We start from the raw sequence: 19,280 nt of genomic DNA, 5'->3' as shown, positions 1-19,280 counted from the left end.
TAATAAAGCAATATGAAAAAATGATATTGAATTATTACTTTGATTTTGGGAACATTATTTTTAACAGGTTACATAATATGAATAATAGTAACTATTTTAACAAGCAGCTTGCCTCTTAATATTTTAGTTATCGTTGCAATTGCAATTCTATTTACTGTTGCAGTTGCAATTGTATTTTCATTTTGATTTACAAGAAGTTTACTTAAGAAAAAATTTTATATCAACAAATCATTTTATAAATATTTAGATACAGTTGTTTCAATAAACGATTTAGGTTTATTAATTCTTTCGCCAGATTCTAAAATAGTTTGAGTATCAGATTTTGCAACAACAAGTTTAGGGAGTAATTTAATTGATAAATCCGTAACTCAAATTTTTCCTGAATGATCATTTAATGATAACAATTCTGATGAAATAATTATTTCTAGAAAAATAGGAAAAAATTCAGTAACTAAAAATTATAAAGTTCGAAAATATATTGAATATAACATTATTACAATTCAAGATATTACATTACAAGAATCAATTATCAAAAACTACAAAGATGAAAAAATTGCTATTGCAGAAATGGAAATTGATAACTATCAACTTTATCAATCAACTACTAGTGAAGAAGAAATATTTGCAATTGAAACAATTGTTGTAGATATGCTTGAAAATTTATCTAAAGAATATAACTTGGCATATAAACAATATGTTAAAGGTAAATTTATTCTAATTACAAATAATCAAACAATTGAAAAAATGATTGAATCAGGTTTTAAATTTGTTGAAACTATTGACAATAATAATAAATTGAAAAGTGGTTTGAGACTGACTGTTTCAATGGGTATTGCAAAAGGACAATATAAAATTAATGAATTATTTGAAATTTCAAAACAAGCTCTAAGACAAAGTCAAAGCCGTGGTGGAGATCAAATTACGATATACGAAAAAGATACTAAACCTATCTTTTTTGGTTCAAAAAGTGAAATTGCAATCGATTATTCTAGAACAGCAATTAGAGAAATTGCACAAAGTTTGGAATCAAAATTAGTTTCTAAAGCAATTAAAAAGGTCATTATTTATGGTCACAAATTATCTGATTTAGATGCTTTAGGTTCAGCTTATGCTTTAAGCCAATTAGCTATTCAATTAGGAAAAAAAGAAGTTTATATTCAAAATGTAACTTATGATAATACAACTAAGGCTGCACTAGAACGATATTTACCTAAATCAAATTTATTTATTAAACCATCAAGTGCAAACCAAATTAGTGATAGTTCAACATTAGTAATAATTGTTGATACAGCAGAAAAAAATAGGATTGAAAATCCTGAAGCATTTGATAAAATAAAACCAGAAAATATTTTTATTTTCGACCATCACCGATTAAGTCAAAATATTGAATTTGCACCATTAAAAAATCAATATGTACAAACAACTGCTTCATCAGCAAGTGAAATAGTTACTGAAGTATTAAGTTTTATTGAGCATGATTTTAAATTTACACCGATGATGGCACAGCTTTTATTAAATGGAATTTATATGGACACAAACCAATTTCAAAAATCAACATCTGCTCAAACTTTTAATGCCGCAGCAATATTAGAATTTAGAGGCGCAAGTGCTGCAGAAAGTGTAGAATTATTAAAAGTTACAGAAGAAATAAATAATGTTGTTAAAAAACTTTTACTTGATACCCAAGAAGTTAAGAAAGGATTTTTTATTACATATTCTGAAGCAGAAGTGCCCGAAGATGTTGTTTCAATAACAGCTGATGAAATGCTAAGAATTAGAGGTAGAAAAGCAGCCTTTGTTGTTGCTAAAATACCAAATTCTACACCAACAAAATACAAAATGAGTGCTAGAGGAATCAAAACAAATGTACAGATAATTGCTGAAGCAGTAGGTGGAGGCGGACACTACGGTGCTGCTGCAGCAACAAGTGACGAAAATCTTTCGGATTTCGTAGATAATATAAAACAAGCAATAGTGAGTGTGAAAGAAAATGAAAGTAATAATTATTAAAGATAATAAAGACGGAAAAGTAAATGATGTTATAGATGTAAGTCCTGGTTATGCATCAAATTTTTTGATTAAAAATGGATTAGGAGTGCCATACAATAAAGAAAATGTTAAATTACTTAACAAAAGATTGGAAGCCATTGCTAAGGAACACGAAATCAAAAGACAACATGCAATTGAATTAAAATCTCAACTTGAAAAAGTAAATTTAACCTATAAATTAAAAGTTAATCATACAACTGGAGATGGTCAAACACATCATTCAATAACCACAAAACAAATTATGGCTTCTTTAGCAGATTCTGGATTTCATTTAGAAAAACATTCAATCGAAAAAATTCATTTAAATTACATTGGAAATCATAAAATTGTTGGCAAATTATATGATGGAATCGAATTCCACATCCAAGTAAGAATTGAAGAAGATGTATAATACCAAAAGCGAAACAAATTTAAGTGACCCATTAGTCGAAAGCCTAGTTTTGGCTTTACTAATATATAACCGTTCTACAATTGAAGAATTTAGAGGAATTATAAAAATGGAAGATTTTGATGTACCAATGCATCAAGAACTTTTTTCAATTATTGACTCAATGGTACATTTTGATACTACAGTTTTTGAAGCAAAAAATAAAATTAAACTAGTAAATCGTGATTCAATTGTCACTGAATTAAATCGTAGAATTAAAGATGATCACAACTTCGTTCAACGTTTTCCGAATCTAACTTCTGAATATATTGATAATTTAGCTTTTAGTCTTAGTTCTTCTGAATTGTTAATTGATTATGTAAATAAATTAAAAGAAAAAAACAAATATCGAAAAATTTACAATTTACTAAAAGAAAATAAAAGAGCATTTGAATCTGATTCAATAATTGATAAACCTACTTTAGATTTTATTACGGAATTTTCAATTAAATTAAACGAGATTTATGATGGACAACTAAATACTGAATTCGAAAACATTCACACAGTAGCTATGGACTATTTACAAGATTTGAGTAATAGATCAACAACTTCTGAATTTCCTGGAATACCTTCTGGTTTTGATGATCTAGATGAAATTACATTAGGTTGACAAAATGGACAATTAATTATTTTAGCTGCTAGACCAGGAATGGGAAAAACTGCTTTAGCAATCAATTTTGCAGTAAATGCAGCTGAACAATTTAATAAAAATGTTTTGTTCTTTTCACTTGAAATGGACAGTTCGCAATTAGTTGAAAGAATAATAGCTTCAGATAGTAAAGTAAATACATTGCAATTAAGAAAAGCTTCGAATTTAACTAAAGAAAAAAAGACAGCAATTCAAGCAAGTGTAAGTAAATTTTCTAATTGAAATATTAACTTTTCTTCAAAACACGATAGTGAATTGTATAGCATTATCAATCAGATAAAGCGTGCTAATTCAAAAAAGAAATTAGATTTAGTAATAATTGATTATTTACAATTAATTCACATCAAGAAAAAATCAGGCGGTGATAACCGGCAAGTTGAAGTAAGTAAAATATCTAACCAACTTAAAGCTTTAGCCCGAGAATTAGAAATACCAATCATTTCATTAGCGCAATTATCTAGACAAGTAGAACAACGACCGGATAAACGACCGCTTTTATCAGACTTAAGAGAATCAGGTTCTATTGAACAAGATGCTGACATAGTTTTATTTATGTATCGAGATGATTATTATCGCAAAAATGATAAAAGCGATGATAGATCAAACAGTTTAAGTTTTGTTGAAATTAAAGTATCAAAAAACCGTCAAGGACAAACAAGTACAGCTAAATTAATCTTCAATCCCGCTCATTCAAATTTTAGAAATATGAATCCAGATGAAGCGGCTACATTGAAAAAAATGGAAGCTGAAGCAGGAGTAAAATAATGGACCCGATAGTCTATATACTAATAATTATTTCAATCATTCTAGTTATTTTTTCTGCCTTTTTTTCAGGTTCTGAAACAGCTTATACATCACTAAATGTAGCGTCTTTAGAACACAAGGCTAAAGAAAAAAAATATGCAAAACTAGTTAAAACTCAAATTTCTAATTTTGACAGATTACTAATGACGTTATTAATTGGCAACAATATTGTTAACATCCTTAGTTCATTATTAATAGGAATAATTTTTAGTCAAGTTTTACGATTTTTAAATGTTCCTGAAAGCAATGTTGAATTTTATTCAACTATTATTACATTAAGTGCATTAACTCCTGTAATTGTTATTTTTGGAGAAATACTTCCAAAAATATTTGCAAAAAAACGTGCTTTGCAATATCTTAAATTTGCGGCTTACCCAGTTCAAGTTTTTATTTGATTATTTTCTCCTTTTACAAGTATTTCGTTTTTATTTAAAAATAAAAACATAATTACAAATAAGGAAATAGACTTAAAAAATTATGTTGAAATAGCTAACCAAGAAGGTGTTATAGACCATGCTGAAACTACATTAGTAAAAAATGCTTTTGATTTAGATACCGAAAAAGTTTTATCTCATTTTATAAAACTTGAGGAAGTTGTAACAATAGCAGCTAATGCAAGCGTTAAAGAAGCGGTTAAATTATTTAAATCAACAAATTACTCACGTTTACCATTAATTAATGAAGATGGTAAAGTAGTAGGTATGGTTCACGTTAGTGATATTTTAGATGAACCAAAATCAAAAATATTAATCGATTATGTTAGAGAAATGCCTAAAATTCCTTCAAACATTTCTTTACATCAAGCTCTAGAAACATTAAGAATCAAAAAAAGTCATATGGCTATAGTTACAAAAAGTAAAATCAATGATGATGCACTTGGAATTCTTACAATGGAAGATATAATTGAAGAATTAATTGGTGAAATATATGATGAACATGATGATGAAGAAGAAATATTAGAAGCTTCATTAGGAAAATATTACTTATGAGGTTCTTCACTTATGACTGAATTAGTAGATGCTAGTGATGTTGAATTTGATTTTTTAGAAAATGAAAGCCTGACAGAATTTTATAAAAGAATTCGTTATGATGAAGATGAAGTTCCTGAAGAATTAGAAGTTGGAGATAGTTTTCTTTTTGAAGAAAAATATTTATTTGAAATATTAGAAAAGAATGAAGAAAATGATTACTATTTTGAATTTACAATAAAATAAATTTAAACGGATTATTTCCGTTTTTTTTCTTCAATTTTAAAACTTAAATTTGAGAATAAACATAAAATAGATTTTAAACATTGGAAATAATTTAATAGTATGTTATAAAATAAAATAATGATTAAAGTCAAGGATCTAGTTTTTACATATAGCGGCGCAAAAAGAAATGCATTAGACGGAATAAATTTAGAAATTCCAAAGGGTAAATATGTTGCCTTATTAGGACATAATGGAAGTGGTAAAAGTACATTTGGGAAATTACTTGTTGGACTATACAAAGCAGCTTCAGGAAGCATAGTAATTGATGGTGTAGAAGTTAGGTCTTCAACCAAAGATATTATTCACAGTAAAATCGGAATAGTTTTTCAAAATCCGGATAATCAATTTATCGGAGGAACCGTTGAAGATGATATCGCTTTTGGACTTGAAAACAAGCAAATGAAACCAAAAGAAATTTCAGAAACTATAAATACATTAAGTAAACAAGTTGGAATGTATGAATATTTGCAACGAGAACCTATTTCACTTTCTGGTGGACAAAAGCAAAGAGTTGCAATTGCAAGTGTTTTGGCTTTAAATCCTGAAGTTATAATATTTGATGAAGTTACAAGTATGTTAGATCCTAAAGGGAAACAAAGTGTTTTAAAACTAATTAGAGAAATTCAAAAACAAAGAGAAAAAACTTTAATTTCAATTACTCACGACATGGATGAAGCAATCCAAGCTGATCATTTAATTGTTTTTAGTGATGGTAAATTAGTTGCTCAAGGTTCTCCAAAAGAAATTTTAAATAATAAAGAAATTATTGAATTAGCTAAAATTGATTCACCATTTATTTATAAACTTAGTGAGCATATAAATGGGATCCAACCAACATATAACGAAGAGGAGCTTTTAGAAGAATTATGAAAATTATTGTAAAAAATATCAGTCATGTTTTTGATAAAAATTCTCCATTAGAATTCAAGGCATTGCATAATTCATCTTGCACAATTGACCAAGGAGAATATATTGCAATTATTGGCCAAACTGGAAGCGGTAAAACTACTTTTATTGAGCATCTTAATTCATTATTAGTTCCTGATGAAGGAAATTTAAATTGAATATTTGAACATGAATTCAAAAAGAAAAAAGAAAAATTCATTGAATTAAAAAATGTTTCACTTAAAAAAACATTTAGAAATAAATTCAAATATTCAAAAATAGTCAAACAACATGTTGGTATTGTTTTTCAATTTGCAGAATATCAATTATTTGAATCAACAATCAAAAAAGACATTATGTTTGGCCCAATGGCTTTTGGAATTGAACCAGATGTTGCTGCTCAAAGAGCAGTAAAATATTTAGATGCAGTTGGTCTTGGTCCAGAATTTTTAGAGCAAAATCCCTTAGCTCTTTCTGGTGGACAAAAAAGAAGAGTTGCTTTAGCAGGTATTTTAGCAATTGAACCAGATGTATTAATTCTAGATGAACCTACTGCCGGTTTAGATCCAGCAGGAGTTAGAGAAATATTAGAAATTTTTGACAAATTAAATAAAGATGGAAAAACAATAATTATGGTTACTCATGACATGGATAATGTTCTAGAAAGAACTACTAGATGTATTGTTTTTGATCAAGGCACAATAATTAGAGATGATTTTACTTACTCAATTCTAAAAGATGAAAATTTTATATTGCAAAACAATTTGGTAACTCCAAGCATAATTAGATTAACTAATAAGATACAAAAAAAGTACCCTCAATTGGAAATACCTAAAATAGTGTCACTAAATCAAATGAGTGATTTTTTAAATGAAAAAATCACTCAGAAAGCAAAGGCAAAAAATGCGTAATGTATTCGGAAAATATTTACCAAATGCAACACCTTTGCATTTTGTTGACGCAAGATTAAAAATTTTATTAACTGTTTTAATAATTACTATGACATTTTTAAGTCAATACCTTGTTTCAAGCTTAATACTTCTATTACTTGTTATGGTTGTTTATGGATTTACAATCAAAAGAATCAAACCATTTTTTACTCTTTTAATTACACCGATATTAGTTTCACTATTTGTATTTGCTATTAATATATTCACCCGTGAAGCACTTAAAGATGCAGCTGGCGAAATTATTGTTGGATTTCCAAACTATGTAAATCAGCAGGTTCAAGATCAGCCATTTAGAGTTGTAATTACATACCAAAACATTATGGATTTAGTTTCACTTATTATAAGAATCTATACAATAATTTTAGTTACATCACTTTTAACATACACTACAAAACAAATCTTTCTTACTAAAGCAATTGAATTTTGAATCTATCCTTTAAAACTCTTGTTTATTCCAGTAGAAATAATTTCAATGATTATTTCGTTGGCATTGCGTTTTATTCCTACATTACTTGAAGAAGCAAATAGAATTATGAAAGCTCAAGCTTCACGTGGAGTAGATTTTAAAAACGGGAGATTAAAAGAAAAGGCTAAAGCCTTAATTACCTTAATAGTTCCTTTATTTGTAACTTCATTTAATAAAGCTGAAGATTTAGCTTATGCAATGGAAACTAGAGGCTATAATCCTTACAAAGCGCGAAGTAAATATCGTAAACTATCATTTAAATATTTTGATTATTTAATTTTCATTTTCTTTGTTGGATTATTAGTTTACTTTATATTAATGAATATTGCTTTTATACAAAATCAAGTGATTTTAAGTGAAGCAGGTAAAATTCACAATTATATTAGTTTCAATTATTTTATTAGTGGATTTAACAATTTTGGAAAATAGGTGCACGTGGAAAGTACTGAAAAAATTAAAATAAAAATAAAAAAAATTAATGATGATATTCTTAAATGAGATCATCATTATTTTAATCTTGAACAATCACTCGTAAGTGATTCTGAATATGATTACAATCTTTGAGAATTGTTTAAGTTAAAAGAAAAATATCCAGAATTATTTGCTGATTTAAAAGATGATGCAACATTAAGAGTTGGTTCAAAAGTTTTAGAAAATAGTTTTAAAAAAGTAGCTCACTTAACAAACATGGGTTCATTAAACAAAGCACATAACTGAAATCATGTTGAAGATTTTTTAAACAAAGTGGAAAAAATTACAAATGATTTTAAAATAGTTGTTCAAGATAAAATCGATGGATTGTCAATTTCCTTACATTATAAAAATGGTTTTCTAGTTTCAGCTTTAACTAGAGGTGATGGGAAAATTGGTGAAGATGTAACTTCAAATGTGAGATGAATCGATACAATACCTCAACAAATTAATTACAAAAATGATATTGAATTTAGGGGCGAAATTTATATGCCAATAAGTAGTTTCAATTCATTAAATGAACAATCAGGCTATATTTTTGCAAACCCACGAAATGCTGCAAGTGGCACATTAAGACAAAAAGATTCTAGACTATCAAAAGAAAGAAAATTGGCAGCATTTATTTATGAAGTTGTTAGTCCGGAAAAACACAATTTAGCGACTTATACCGATGCAATTGAATTTATTCAAAATTTAAAATTCAAAACTACTACAATCAATATTTTTAATAATAATGAAAAACAAAGTCTAAAAAATTTTATTGAAAATTATGATAGAAACAGTGTTGGAGATTTTCAAATCGACGGACTAGTTTTAAAAGTTAATGATTTTTCAATATATTCTGATTTAGGTTCAACATCTAAATTTAGTCATTCAGCTATTGCATATAAATTTGATGCAATTGTTGCAACAACTAAACTAATAGACATATTTCCAAGCGTTGGGAGAACAGGAATTATTACTTATAATGCTAAACTTAATCCTGTAGCTTTAAACGGAACTATTGTAAGTGCAGCAACTCTTCATAATTACGAGTACATTAAGGAATTAAACTTGAATATAGGTGATGAAGTTAATGTAATCAAGGCAGGCGAAATAATTCCTAAGGTAATTGGATTAACCAATAAAAAAGAAAATATTGATATTTTTCAAAAGTCAAAATTATGTCCATCATGTAATTTTTCATTAGTCGAATTTGATTCATTAGTGGACCAATTTTGTACTAACAAAAATTGTCCAGAACAGCTGTTGCAAAAATTTGTCTATTTTGTTTCTAAAGGTGGGATGAATATTGTTTCATTAGGTCAAAAGAGATTAGAATTTTTAATTAAAAATAAGTTCATAGAAAATTTTTCTGATTTATATTTACTTGAAAAAAGAGCAAATGAATTGATTGAATTTGAAGGTTGAGGCGAAAAATCTATAGGTGTAATTTTAGAACAAATTACCAAGTCAAAATCAATTGGAGCTGAAAAAGTATTAGCAGCACTTGGAATAAAAAATTTCGGTGTTGTCGGAGCTAAAACACTAGTAGAAGAATTAGTTAAAAAAGGAATAAGTAGTTTTAGTGAACTATCTAATTTTGATTTTAATTCTCTTGAATCTATTAATAATTTTGGTCCCGTAATGATTGAATCGTTACAAACATTTTTTAGCGATGATCAAACTAAAGAACTTTTGTTATTTTTAGATTCAAACAATTTTGTTTTTTATATACATCAAAACTTAAGAAGTATGAAATTTGATAAATTATCATTCGTTTTCACAGGTACACTTTCAAAAAGCAGAAGCGAATATTCTAATTTAGTAAATCAAAATGGCGGCAAAATATTAACTTCGTTAAGTAAAAACACTTCCTATTTAGTTCTTGGAGAAAACCCTGGTTCTAAGTTAGAAAAAGCTAAATCACTAGGAATAAAAATAATAACTGAAGACGAATTCAATAAATTAATAGAATAATAAAAAATTTATTAACCATATAGTTAAAAATGTGGTTAAATTTTTTTTATGAGTAAATTAGTTATAGTTGAATCGCCAAATAAAGTTAAGGCGATCCAAAAATATCTTGGTGATGAATACATTGTCAAAGCCTCAGTAGGTCATATTGCAAAATTACCTGCTAGTGGAAAATATAGATTAGGAATAGATTTAGAAAATTGAGAACCTAAATACGTTGTTGATCCGGTTAAAAAGAATGTTGTTAAAGAATTGGAAAAAGTTGCTGAAAAAAGTGACATGGTTATTATTGCAACTGACCCAGATAGAGAAGGTGAAGCCATTGGTCAGCACCTAGTAGATTTTTTAAAACTTGAAAATAAACACAAAAGAGTAAGATATAACGAAATTACAAAATTAGCAATTAGTAATGCATTTAAAAATCTTACAGATATAAATCACGATCTAGTAAAAGCACAAAAAGTTAGAAGAATGCTAGATAGAATTATAGGGTTTAGATTATCGAATTTAATGAAATATAAGTTTAACAACGCACCTACAAATCCTAGTGCAGGTAGAGTACAATCTATTGCGTTAAAATTGGTTGTAGACCGTGAAAAATTAATCGATGCTTTCATACCAGAAAAATATTTTTATATAGCTGCATGGTTTGATTCTAAAAATTATTCATTACTTTATTTAGATGAAAATAAAGGTGATAAAAATTGAATTGTACCTAATGATGTTGATTTAATATTTGATAAACTTAAAAATGAAATGGTTGTTAGTTCTATTAAAAAAACAACTCGAAAAGATGCTAAAAGTACTCCATTCAAACAAGCTGCATTTTATAAAAAATCATCTCTTAGTGCTGCTAGATCACAATCATCAGCTCAAAGACTTTTTGAAGGTTATGGTGATGATGGATTAATTACTTATCCTAGAACAGATTCAACTTTTTTAAGCCAAACATTTTTAGAACAAGCAAAAGAATATATTACAAAAAAACATGGTTCTGAATACTGAGATGGTAACGTTAAAGTTTCAATTGGAGATCAAAATGCACACGAAGGAATTAGACCAACGGATTTATCTTTAACACCCAAAAAAGCACTTGAAAAATATAAATTAAATAGCGATGATTACAAAACATATGCTCTAATTTATGAAAACACTTTAAAAGCAATTATGAGCCAACCTAGTCGTGAATATACTACTTATAATTTTACTAATGGAGGTTATAACTTTACATATTCACAATCTAATATTACATTTGATGGATATTTTAAAGCTATTGGAATGCCAAATATCGATGGTTTAGTTCTTGATGCAAAAGTTGGAGATGTAATAAAACTTAGAAATATTGAAAAACAAGAAAAATTTACACAACCACCTGCTAGATTTAATGATGGTTCGTTAATTGAAACATTAGATAATATAAAAGTTGGTAGACCATCAACATTTGCAACTACTGTCAAATTAATAAAGAGCAGACAATATGTTGAAAAAAATGGTCAGCAATTAATTCCGACTCAATTTGGTAAAGAAGTTGTTGCTAAGTTAATTGACGGATTTCCAAATATAATTAATGAAGATTACACAGCTAAAGTAGAAGCTGAACTAGATGAAATTGCAGATGGTAAACTTGATTATAAGCCTGTTATGCAAGACTTTTGAAATCGATTTGATGAAACATTGGAATTTGCATATCAAAATTTAGATAATACAGTTTTATTACCGACTTTTACAGGCCAAAAATGTCCATTAGATAATGGTGATTTAATTTTCAAAAATTCCAAATTTGGAGAATTTATTGGCTGCATCAATTTCCCAAATTGTCAGTATAGAAAAAGTAAAGAAAAAAATAATAAAACTAATTCAATTTTAGCAAAACTTAAAAAATCAAAAAAGACATCCTAAGTTATATAACTGGATGTCTTTTCTTTTGCGATTTTAACATTTAAAACAATTAAATAAATTGTCGGAAACAAAATAAGCGATAAGAATAAATTAACAATCAATCAAACAGATAGTTTTCATTTATAAGAACTATAATAATTAATTGAAACAACTTTAAAAAATGTGAATCCACTTATAATCATTAAAAATATAAATATAAAAATTGTTGTAGTTAAAATGTAAAAAAATGTACTTGATGCAATTTCTCCATTTCGAGTCGATGCGTTTCTAAAGTAATTTATCTGTATGCCTACATTTGTTCAAAATGCAATTAGTAAAATAAAAGATATAATAATAGTTCAAATTAAAAATATAGATACTATTTTTCTCTTTCGATTTGCTTCATTTACAATTTCTGAACTTATGCTGCTATTGGTACTTGTCAGGATGTTCTTCTTTCATTAATTTAATGAATTCACTTTTTTTCATACTTCCGTATTTTTGCATTAATTCTACACACTCTTTGTATTCTTTCATAGCCCATTTTTCATCTTCAAAGCCACTAAGTTTAACGATGCCTTTACGTTTTCAGTTTTTGTAATTATCAAAAAATCTTTCAACAGAACTAAGAAAATCTTGTGGTAAATCACTTAGTTTTTCAATTTTTTCTAAACGATAATCATCTGCATGTACAGCAATTAATTTAGTATCAGTTTCTCCATCATCAACCATTTTCATTGCTCCAACAATTCTTGCTTGAACAATAACACCTGGAAGAAATTTTTCTGGGCTATAAACTAGAACATCTAACTCGTCTCCATCTCAGTCTAATGCATCAGCTAGAAATCCATAATTTGCTGGATAATAAAATCCTTCTCGCAATATTCTATCAACTTGGATTTTACCGCTTGCTCTATCATATTCATATTTAATATTTGAATTTTTTGGTATTTCAATTGTTACTTTTAATAAATTTTTTTCCATGATTTTATTTTAAATCAAAAAAATAAATCATTGCTAAATTTTAAATAAGATAACAAAAAAACTGCCGAGGCAGTAAATTCTAAGCTTGAATAGATTTATTGTAATAAATATCTAAACGAGAACTTTTTCTAGATGCTGTATTATCATGGAAAACACCTTTTGATCTTGCATTTGCAATTTCAGCATGTGCACGTTTAATTAACTCTAGTACATTATCGGCTTTGGTGTCAATAGCTATTTTAGCTTTTTTAATTGCTGTTTTTACTCTTTGTTTAATAGCATGATTACGTACTCTGCGTTTTTCGTTTGTAATAATGCTTTTAATATTTGCTTTAATATTTGCCATTTGTTCTGATCCTTTACTTTTTATATGCTTATATGCTAATGTGGAAAGTTAATAGTAGCTTTTTAATAATATCAAATTTTGCAAAATTACTTGTAATTATTCTGAATGATAATAATTACAAAAAAAGTTATAAGTTTCTATAGTTAATTATTAAGCTTGTTTTGCATTATAATTAACTTTATGGATTTATATTTTATAGGAATTGGAATTGGAATGGGAATATTATTCGTTATTCTTATTTCAATTTTAACGTTACTAATTATCAATAAAGTTAAACAATCTAAAATAAGAAAAATTGGTAGCGAATTCGAAAAAAGAATGTCAAAAAAAATTGAAGCTTGAAGTTCTGATAAAAATAAGTTTTATCACGGTCCTTCACTATATAAATATAAAAACGATAAGCTTTTTGAAATAGACGGAATTTTAGTTACTGCATATGCAATAATAGTTTTTGAATATAAATCAACAATTGGGGCAATTTCTGGGCATGCAAAAGATGCAACATGAACAAAAACTATAGTAGGTAAAAAATATGATTTTCCAAGCCCAATAATTCAAAATGATAAACATATTGAACATATTATTAATATCTTAAATATCAAAGTTCCAATATTATCTTTTATTGTTTTTGATAAAAAAGTAAACAGTGTTGATATTGATTCAAAACCGGAGCATGTAATTATTACTACCGATGACAAATTAACAAATGTTTTAGATCAAATAGATAATTTATTGAATGTTAAAATAAATCAATATGAAATTCAAGCAATCAACAATACTTTGTTAAATCATGCAACTAAAAAATCAAGAGATAAAAAGCAACATGAAATATACACTAGACAGAAAAAAATCTAATTCAGATGTTCTTTATTTTGAAAATGAAATAGGTGAATATACTGAAGTTAATGTAGTAAAAACAAACTATAAAAATTCATCAATAAGGATAAAAGATAACAAGATTTTATATAAGCAAGGCAAAGCAGGCTGAAGTATAATTTCTCAAAATTTTATTGAAACACATCTACACAGATATGTTTTACAGTTAATTAAAATTGACGAAAATCAAAAGTACAATTTAGAAGAAAAATATTTTGTCTTTTTAGGAAAGCAAATAAAATACAACTATTTAAATGGTGTATTATTTTTTAACATAAATAATGTTGCATATGTTAAAAAAATTAGAAGTGATGCTAATTTTGAAAAACAATTACTTAAAATAATTGAAGGGCTTTTTAGAAAATTTTTAAGTGACAGGCAAACATATTGAGAAACAATCATGAAAATACCAAAACACAAAATTCAGATTAGGTCCAAAAAAAGTGCTTGAGCTACAAATTATGTATTAAAGAAAATAATAAATTATTCATTTTGAGCTTTTGCATTTGAAGAACAAATATTAGACTATTTAATAGTTCATGAATTATCACATCATATTCATCATAATCATTCACGCGAATTTTGAAATAATGTATCTAAATATATTCCTAATTTTAAAAGTCTAAGAAAAAAAATGAATGAAACTGGTTATATCAGTTAAATCATTCATTTTAATTTCTTAAAATTTTATTATTATCAACATCAATTATTTTAGAAGCTTTACCACTATGTTTACCAAAATAATAAAATGAATTAATTTGAGGAAATATTAATGAGGTTTCTTCTAAAGTTTGAGCAACAGGTTGGTCAGAAATGTTTGCTGACGTAGCAAACATTGGTCCGTTAATCTTTAAAAATTCTAATAATTTCTTTTGGTTAGGTATTCTAAAACCTATTCCATTTATGATTAAACTAACTGCTCCTGGTCAATATAAATCAGATAGTCTTTGAGCTTCATTATTTCACTTAGTAATTTTTTTAATATCTTCAATGTCAGCAGCCAAAATAATTATTTTTTTATCAATATTTCTTTTTTTTAATATTGCTAATTTTTTTCAATTATCTTCAATTTTTGCAGAAATTGCCAAACCTAGAACTGTATCAGTTGTAAAAACAACAATTTCGTCACTTGAAATTTTATCAACTGTTGTTTTAATTACCATTATGATTTTTAGTTGTTACTATGTAGAAATTACGTTTACCTTTTTTAATCAAAATGTAATTATCACCATATAAATTATTGTTAATTGTTTGTTCTTCACTTAAAAATTTTTCGCCATTAATTTCTAATGAACCATTAGCAATAAATTCCCTTAATTCCCTTTTTGACTGAACAATTTTTGAATTTAATAGAGTTGTGATAATATCACTTGAGAAATTGAACACATCCAAATTTTTAGATAAGATTTCAAGATCAGATTCATTTAAATTACTTGCAAGACCATTTCCGAATAATATAGAACTAATTTTTTCTGCTTGATCAACACTTTCTTTACCATGTATGTCTGAAACAACTTGATAAGCTAAGTATTTTTGACCAATTTTTAGACTTGTATCTTGTTTATGTTTTTGTAAAACAACTTCAATTTCATCTAGTTCTTTTAATACAAGTTGTTTTACTAAAGTTTCTATCATAGAATCAGGTTGGTTTAGTAAAAATTGATAAAGTTGGTAAGGAGTAGTTAATGTAGGATCTAATCACAATGAACCACCACCTGTTGTTTTAGAAAATTTATTACCATTTTCATCAACAATTAAATTAGTAGTAATTGCTAAAGAAGGAAAATCTGCATTTATTTTTCGTGATATTAAATCCAAGCCACTTACAAGATTACCTCACTGATCACTTCCGCCTAATTGAACAGCAACATTATATTTTTGTGCTAACTGATAAAAATCATAAGCTTGCAATAAAGTATATGAAAATTCAGTATATGAAAGACCGAATTGTATTCTGTTTGCCACACTATCTTTTGACAACATAGTTGCAACATTAAATTCTTTACCAACAAATCTTAAAAACTCAATTACATTTAGATCTTTGTAAAAATCTAAATTATCAATAACTTTCAAGTTGAAACTCTCAAGTTGTTTTTTAATTTTAGATTTATTTAATTCTAATTCATTATTTTCAAGCAGCTTTCTTTCGCTATTTTTAAATGAAGGATCCCCAATCATTCCAGTAGCTCCACCTAAAATTCCAAATACTTTAAAACCATTTCTTTGTAATCTTATTAAATTAACAATCTGAGTGTAATTACCTAAATGTAAGCTTGTAGCTGTTGGATCGAATCCGATATAGATTCCTTCTTTGTTTGTGATTTTTTCTAGTTTTTCAACGTTAGAAATAGTGTGAACAATATTTCTTTTTTGAAAATCCTCTATTACTTGTTTGAAATTTTTCATGTGAATTTATTAAAGTCTCCTATTTTTTCTAAATCTGTATACGGTGATATTTTTTGACTAATTCCTAAAGTTTTTTCAGATGGAATTAAGCCATCTGATTTAAATCCTAAAATATCATCATAACCAACAACATTTGAATTTGGCAAAATACATCCAGGAAGTGCAATTAGTAGTTTTTGCTCTTTTTTAATTTCCGAGAAATTTGTTAATATTTTATATATTACATTCGATTGCGCAGTAACAAGTTTCATTCTTGTGTCTTTATAATTTTCTACGTCAATTACTTTCACAGCATCATATGATTTTTTATTTGAAATAGCATTTATTAGTTCACTTTGTAAACCTTTTAATTGTAAAAATTCAATATGAGAATCGTTAATAATTCCATAAGAATCTTGAAATTTATTTTCAAAATCATCACTTAAATTAATTAAATTAACTGCAATAATTTCTCCATCGCTATAAATAATTTTTCCATTTAGTGATCCGCTTAATTTTTCAATTTTAGATTGTTTTTTAGCACTATCTATTGATATAGATATGGTGTTTTTGAATTGCTTATTTTTAAAGTATATAGACATGTTTTCATTATAATATAAATTATGAAAATCGCTATTGTAATTGATTCGGCCGCAGGCTTAGAAAAAAATATATCTGAAAAAAATGGGTGATATTTTTTACCATTAGGAATAACTATAGACGGTGCTTTTTATAATGATGGTATTGATATAAATGCCACAAATATTTATGACAAATTTAATGAAAAAAGTATTCTTCAAACAAGTCAAAGTTCAGTTGTTTCTATTCTGGAAATTTTTGAAAAATTATCTAAAGAATATGACAAGGTTGTTGTTTTTCCGATTTCTAAACATTTATCAGGTCAATATCAAAGTCTAGAAATAAACTCAAAAAATTTTAAAAATATTTTAGTAGTAAAATCAGAATCTTTAACTGTTTTAACACTAGCAAAAATAATTGAATTTGAACTTGATATTCAAAATAATGTCAGTTTTGATACTGCAATCGAAAAACTAAATAAAAATCAAGAAGATGATGTCTTTTATCTATTGCCACATTCAAATGAAAGATTAGTTGCTGGTGGTAGACTTAGTCCAAAAGCAGCTGCTCTAGCTAAAGTTTTAAAAATTGTGCCCGTTATAAAATTTGAACATGGACAACTTTTAAAAGACTCAAAAGGAATGGTATTTGAAAAAATTTGTGATAAGGTAGCTAAAAGAATTTCAAAACGAAAAAATCACTCCGAATATTTCAATCCAATAATTCTTCATGCAAAAAATCCAGATGTTAATGCTTTTAGCAAGAATTTAGAAGAACATTGTCAAAATGAAGTACTAGTAAGTTATATACCTTCAGTTATTGCAATTCACACAGGCGAAAAAGCATTAGCTTACGCAAATTTAAATTACCGACCAGAAGTTATAAATAAATTAAAAGCTTTAATAAACTAAAAGTAATAAAAAAATGGCAGGAGTAACAGGACTCGAACCCATAACACACGGGGTTGAAGCCCGTTGTTCTACCATTGAACTATACTCCTACGTCAATTAAAAAAATTATATATAAAAATGACCAAATTCCCCATTTTTTTATGAAAAATATTGGTCCCATAGAATAGTTTTAATGCTATTCTTTTTCTTTCACTTTTGTAGTGATTGTGTCAACTAAATTATCAACAGTTAAAATTCTAACTAATTCTTCTTCAGAAAGTTCTATTGCAAAGTGTTCTTCTAATTCAGTAACAGATTGCAATAAATCTAGTGAATCAATTCCAATATCTAGTAAATAATCTTCGCCTGAAACATTTTTGTTGGCAAGGCGATTAAGAGCCTTATATATATCTTTTTTTATTTCCATAAATTTATTATAGACTTATTGCGCTTATTTCAAATGTTTTTGTTAGTGAATTATTGTTGCTATCGCTTCATATCAATGAAAGCAAAATTTTAGTATCAGTTAATAAAATATATTCATACGTTATATTTCCGTAACCTAGTGTGTTTCTTGAAATCTGATCCTTAATTATTTTGGCAATTATGTCTTGATCTATTTTTATAAATCCATCATGTATTTTGATTGCAGAATAAAAATAAGTTTCATCAATTTCATGAAATACTTGACTGCTTAGTAATGGAGCATACTTTTCATTTACAGTTGATTTTGGAGTTTGCGGATTTGTGTTTGAGGATGCATTTCCACTCAATGTAAAAAATAGTCCTAATCCTATTCCCACTATTACGAAGACAGCAAATGAAATTGAAATAAATAATCTATGTTTTTTAAGCTTTGCTTTAATTGTTTTAATCTTGAACATTAGGTTCCCTGTAATAGTATTTCAAATTTAAAAAATCAATTGTAACTTCGTTATCTATAATTTCGTTAAAGTCTTTATAACTGATATATCCTCTTTTTCATTTTAGTGAATCATCTCGATTTGTCTCTTTTATTTTTAGTCTTATTGTCCCTTCATTGGGATCTAATAATTTCGATTTAAAGTTTTGTACAATGCCAAATTCAATATCCTTAAATGCCTCATTAAACATTGCTTCGAATTTTATTATATATTTGCCTTTAAAATTAAAAGGGATTAAGAGTCCATTTTTACTCCCTGATTCTAGACCAATTTTTGTAATACCTTTTTCAAAATCATATATCGATTGTGAATTTATAAAAAAATTACCGGAAGCATCTTTGTGATTTATTTCTAAATTCACCCCGGTTCTCATTTTAGCAAAGCCTTCTGCTTGTGCAAAAGTAACTTTGCCACTTTTAATATTTATATCTCGACTAACATCTGTATTATTAATATTTTTAACGCTGTAATTCAACATATTTTCAATTGGTCTGAGACGGTCGTATTTA

General features: G+C 26.9%; 20 protein-coding genes and 1 tRNA gene. 12 read left to right on the top strand and 9 right to left on the bottom strand.

Going from position 1 to position 19,280, the window contains the following annotated elements; genetic code table 4:
- The first annotated feature begins 12 nt into the window (after positions 1-12).
- From CG473_RS00525 to topA, 9 genes are all read left to right on the top strand, one after another.
- Positions 13-2,010: a GGDEF domain-containing protein gene (locus CG473_RS00525; RefSeq protein WP_094254356.1), complete on the top strand. Its 1,998-nt coding sequence runs from the start codon at positions 13-15 to the stop codon at positions 2,008-2,010.
- Positions 1,991-2,440: a 50S ribosomal protein L9 gene (gene rplI, locus CG473_RS00520; RefSeq protein WP_094254355.1), complete on the top strand. Its 450-nt coding sequence runs from the start codon at positions 1,991-1,993 to the stop codon at positions 2,438-2,440. Before CG473_RS00525 ends, rplI begins: the two co-directional genes overlap by 20 nt.
- Complete coding sequence (locus CG473_RS00515) at positions 2,433-3,890, top strand: replicative DNA helicase (RefSeq protein WP_094254354.1); 1,458 nt, start codon at positions 2,433-2,435, stop codon at positions 3,888-3,890. The genes rplI and CG473_RS00515 overlap by 8 nt, the downstream gene beginning before the upstream one ends.
- Positions 3,890-5,143, top strand: a complete 1,254-nt coding sequence (locus tag CG473_RS00510) for a hemolysin family protein (protein WP_094254353.1) — start codon at positions 3,890-3,892, stop codon at positions 5,141-5,143. The genes CG473_RS00515 and CG473_RS00510 overlap by 1 nt, the downstream gene beginning before the upstream one ends.
- A gap of 117 nt (positions 5,144-5,260) precedes the next feature.
- Entirely contained in the window at positions 5,261-6,064 is an 804-nt protein-coding gene (locus CG473_RS00505; RefSeq protein ID WP_094254352.1) for an energy-coupling factor transporter ATPase, read from the top strand.
- Positions 6,049-6,978, top strand: coding sequence for an ATP-binding cassette domain-containing protein (locus CG473_RS00500; RefSeq protein WP_094254351.1), 930 nt, complete (start codon positions 6,049-6,051; stop codon positions 6,976-6,978). Before CG473_RS00505 ends, CG473_RS00500 begins: the two co-directional genes overlap by 16 nt.
- Positions 6,971-7,912 carry an energy-coupling factor transporter transmembrane component T family protein gene (locus CG473_RS00495; RefSeq protein ID WP_094254428.1) on the top strand — a complete coding sequence of 314 codons (942 nt, stop codon included), beginning with the start codon at positions 6,971-6,973 and terminating at the stop codon, positions 7,910-7,912. Before CG473_RS00500 ends, CG473_RS00495 begins: the two co-directional genes overlap by 8 nt.
- Before the next feature lie 6 nt (positions 7,913-7,918).
- On the top strand, positions 7,919-9,913 hold the full coding sequence (gene ligA, locus CG473_RS00490) for an NAD-dependent DNA ligase LigA (RefSeq protein ID WP_094254350.1): 1,995 nt from the start codon (positions 7,919-7,921) through the stop codon (positions 9,911-9,913).
- 48 nt (positions 9,914-9,961) lie between these two features.
- Positions 9,962-11,809 carry a type I DNA topoisomerase gene (gene topA / locus CG473_RS00485; RefSeq protein WP_094254349.1) on the top strand — a complete coding sequence of 616 codons (1,848 nt, stop codon included), beginning with the start codon at positions 9,962-9,964 and terminating at the stop codon, positions 11,807-11,809.
- Between the two features lie 408 nt (positions 11,810-12,217).
- Here topA and CG473_RS00480 read toward each other — a convergent pair whose 3' ends face one another.
- Both CG473_RS00480 and rpsT read right to left on the bottom strand, forming a co-directional pair.
- Complete coding sequence (locus CG473_RS00480; protein WP_094254348.1) at positions 12,218-12,772, bottom strand: inorganic diphosphatase; 555 nt, start codon at positions 12,770-12,772, stop codon at positions 12,218-12,220.
- A 79-nt stretch (positions 12,773-12,851) separates the two neighbouring features.
- Positions 12,852-13,118 carry a 30S ribosomal protein S20 gene (rpsT, locus tag CG473_RS00475; RefSeq protein ID WP_094254347.1) on the bottom strand — a complete coding sequence of 89 codons (267 nt, stop codon included), beginning with the start codon at positions 13,116-13,118 and terminating at the stop codon, positions 12,852-12,854.
- Between the two features lie 180 nt (positions 13,119-13,298).
- Between rpsT and CG473_RS00470 the strand changes: the two genes are divergently transcribed.
- Both CG473_RS00470 and CG473_RS00465 read left to right on the top strand, forming a co-directional pair.
- On the top strand, positions 13,299-13,973 hold the full coding sequence (locus tag CG473_RS00470; RefSeq protein WP_094254346.1) for a nuclease-related domain-containing protein: 675 nt from the start codon (positions 13,299-13,301) through the stop codon (positions 13,971-13,973).
- Entirely contained in the window at positions 13,942-14,655 is a 714-nt protein-coding gene (locus CG473_RS00465) for a YgjP-like metallopeptidase domain-containing protein (protein ID WP_166623166.1), read from the top strand. Before CG473_RS00470 ends, CG473_RS00465 begins: the two co-directional genes overlap by 32 nt.
- 10 nt (positions 14,656-14,665) lie before the next feature.
- Here the strand turns inward: CG473_RS00465 and CG473_RS00460 are convergent, their stop codons facing one another.
- The 3 genes from CG473_RS00460 to CG473_RS00450 are packed head-to-tail and all read right to left on the bottom strand — an operon-like array spanning position 14,666 to position 16,981.
- Positions 14,666-15,157: an L-threonylcarbamoyladenylate synthase gene (locus CG473_RS00460; RefSeq protein ID WP_094254344.1), complete on the bottom strand. Its 492-nt coding sequence runs from the start codon at positions 15,155-15,157 to the stop codon at positions 14,666-14,668.
- Complete coding sequence (tyrS, locus tag CG473_RS00455) at positions 15,147-16,400, bottom strand: tyrosine--tRNA ligase (protein WP_094254343.1); 1,254 nt, start codon at positions 16,398-16,400, stop codon at positions 15,147-15,149. Before tyrS ends, CG473_RS00460 begins: the two co-directional genes overlap by 11 nt.
- The gene (locus CG473_RS00450; protein ID WP_094254342.1) at positions 16,379-16,981 is read right to left on the bottom strand and encodes a hypothetical protein; all 603 of its coding nucleotides are present in this window, start codon (positions 16,979-16,981) and stop codon (positions 16,379-16,381) included. Before CG473_RS00450 ends, tyrS begins: the two co-directional genes overlap by 22 nt.
- A 21-nt stretch (positions 16,982-17,002) precedes the next feature.
- On the opposite strand from CG473_RS00450, the gene CG473_RS00445 reads away from it, so the two are divergent.
- Positions 17,003-17,869, top strand: coding sequence for a DegV family protein (locus CG473_RS00445; RefSeq protein WP_094254341.1), 867 nt, complete (start codon positions 17,003-17,005; stop codon positions 17,867-17,869).
- Positions 17,870-17,883: 14 nt separating this feature from the next.
- Here CG473_RS00445 and CG473_RS00440 read toward each other — a convergent pair.
- The 4 genes from CG473_RS00440 to CG473_RS00425 form a co-directional block, all read right to left on the bottom strand.
- Positions 17,884-17,958: transfer RNA gene (locus CG473_RS00440), tRNA-Trp, on the bottom strand.
- Positions 17,959-18,044: 86 nt separating this feature from the next.
- Complete coding sequence (locus CG473_RS00435) at positions 18,045-18,275, bottom strand: acyl carrier protein (protein ID WP_094254340.1); 231 nt, start codon at positions 18,273-18,275, stop codon at positions 18,045-18,047.
- A 7-nt stretch (positions 18,276-18,282) separates the two neighbouring features.
- Positions 18,283-18,732, bottom strand: a complete 450-nt coding sequence (locus CG473_RS00430; protein ID WP_094254339.1) for an MHO_1590 family protein — start codon at positions 18,730-18,732, stop codon at positions 18,283-18,285.
- Positions 18,719-19,249, bottom strand: a complete 531-nt coding sequence (locus CG473_RS00425; protein ID WP_094254338.1) for an MHO_1580 family protein — start codon at positions 19,247-19,249, stop codon at positions 18,719-18,721. Before CG473_RS00425 ends, CG473_RS00430 begins: the two co-directional genes overlap by 14 nt.
- Between the last annotated feature and the right edge of the window lie 31 nt (positions 19,250-19,280).

Source organism: Mycoplasma testudineum, from assembly GCF_002245785.1.
Classification (GTDB): Bacteria; Bacillota_I; Bacilli_A; order Mycoplasmatales; family Metamycoplasmataceae; genus Mycoplasmopsis_B; species Mycoplasmopsis_B testudinea.
Note: the sequence above shows the minus strand (reverse complement) of the source record. Positions and strands in the feature narration are given on the sequence as shown.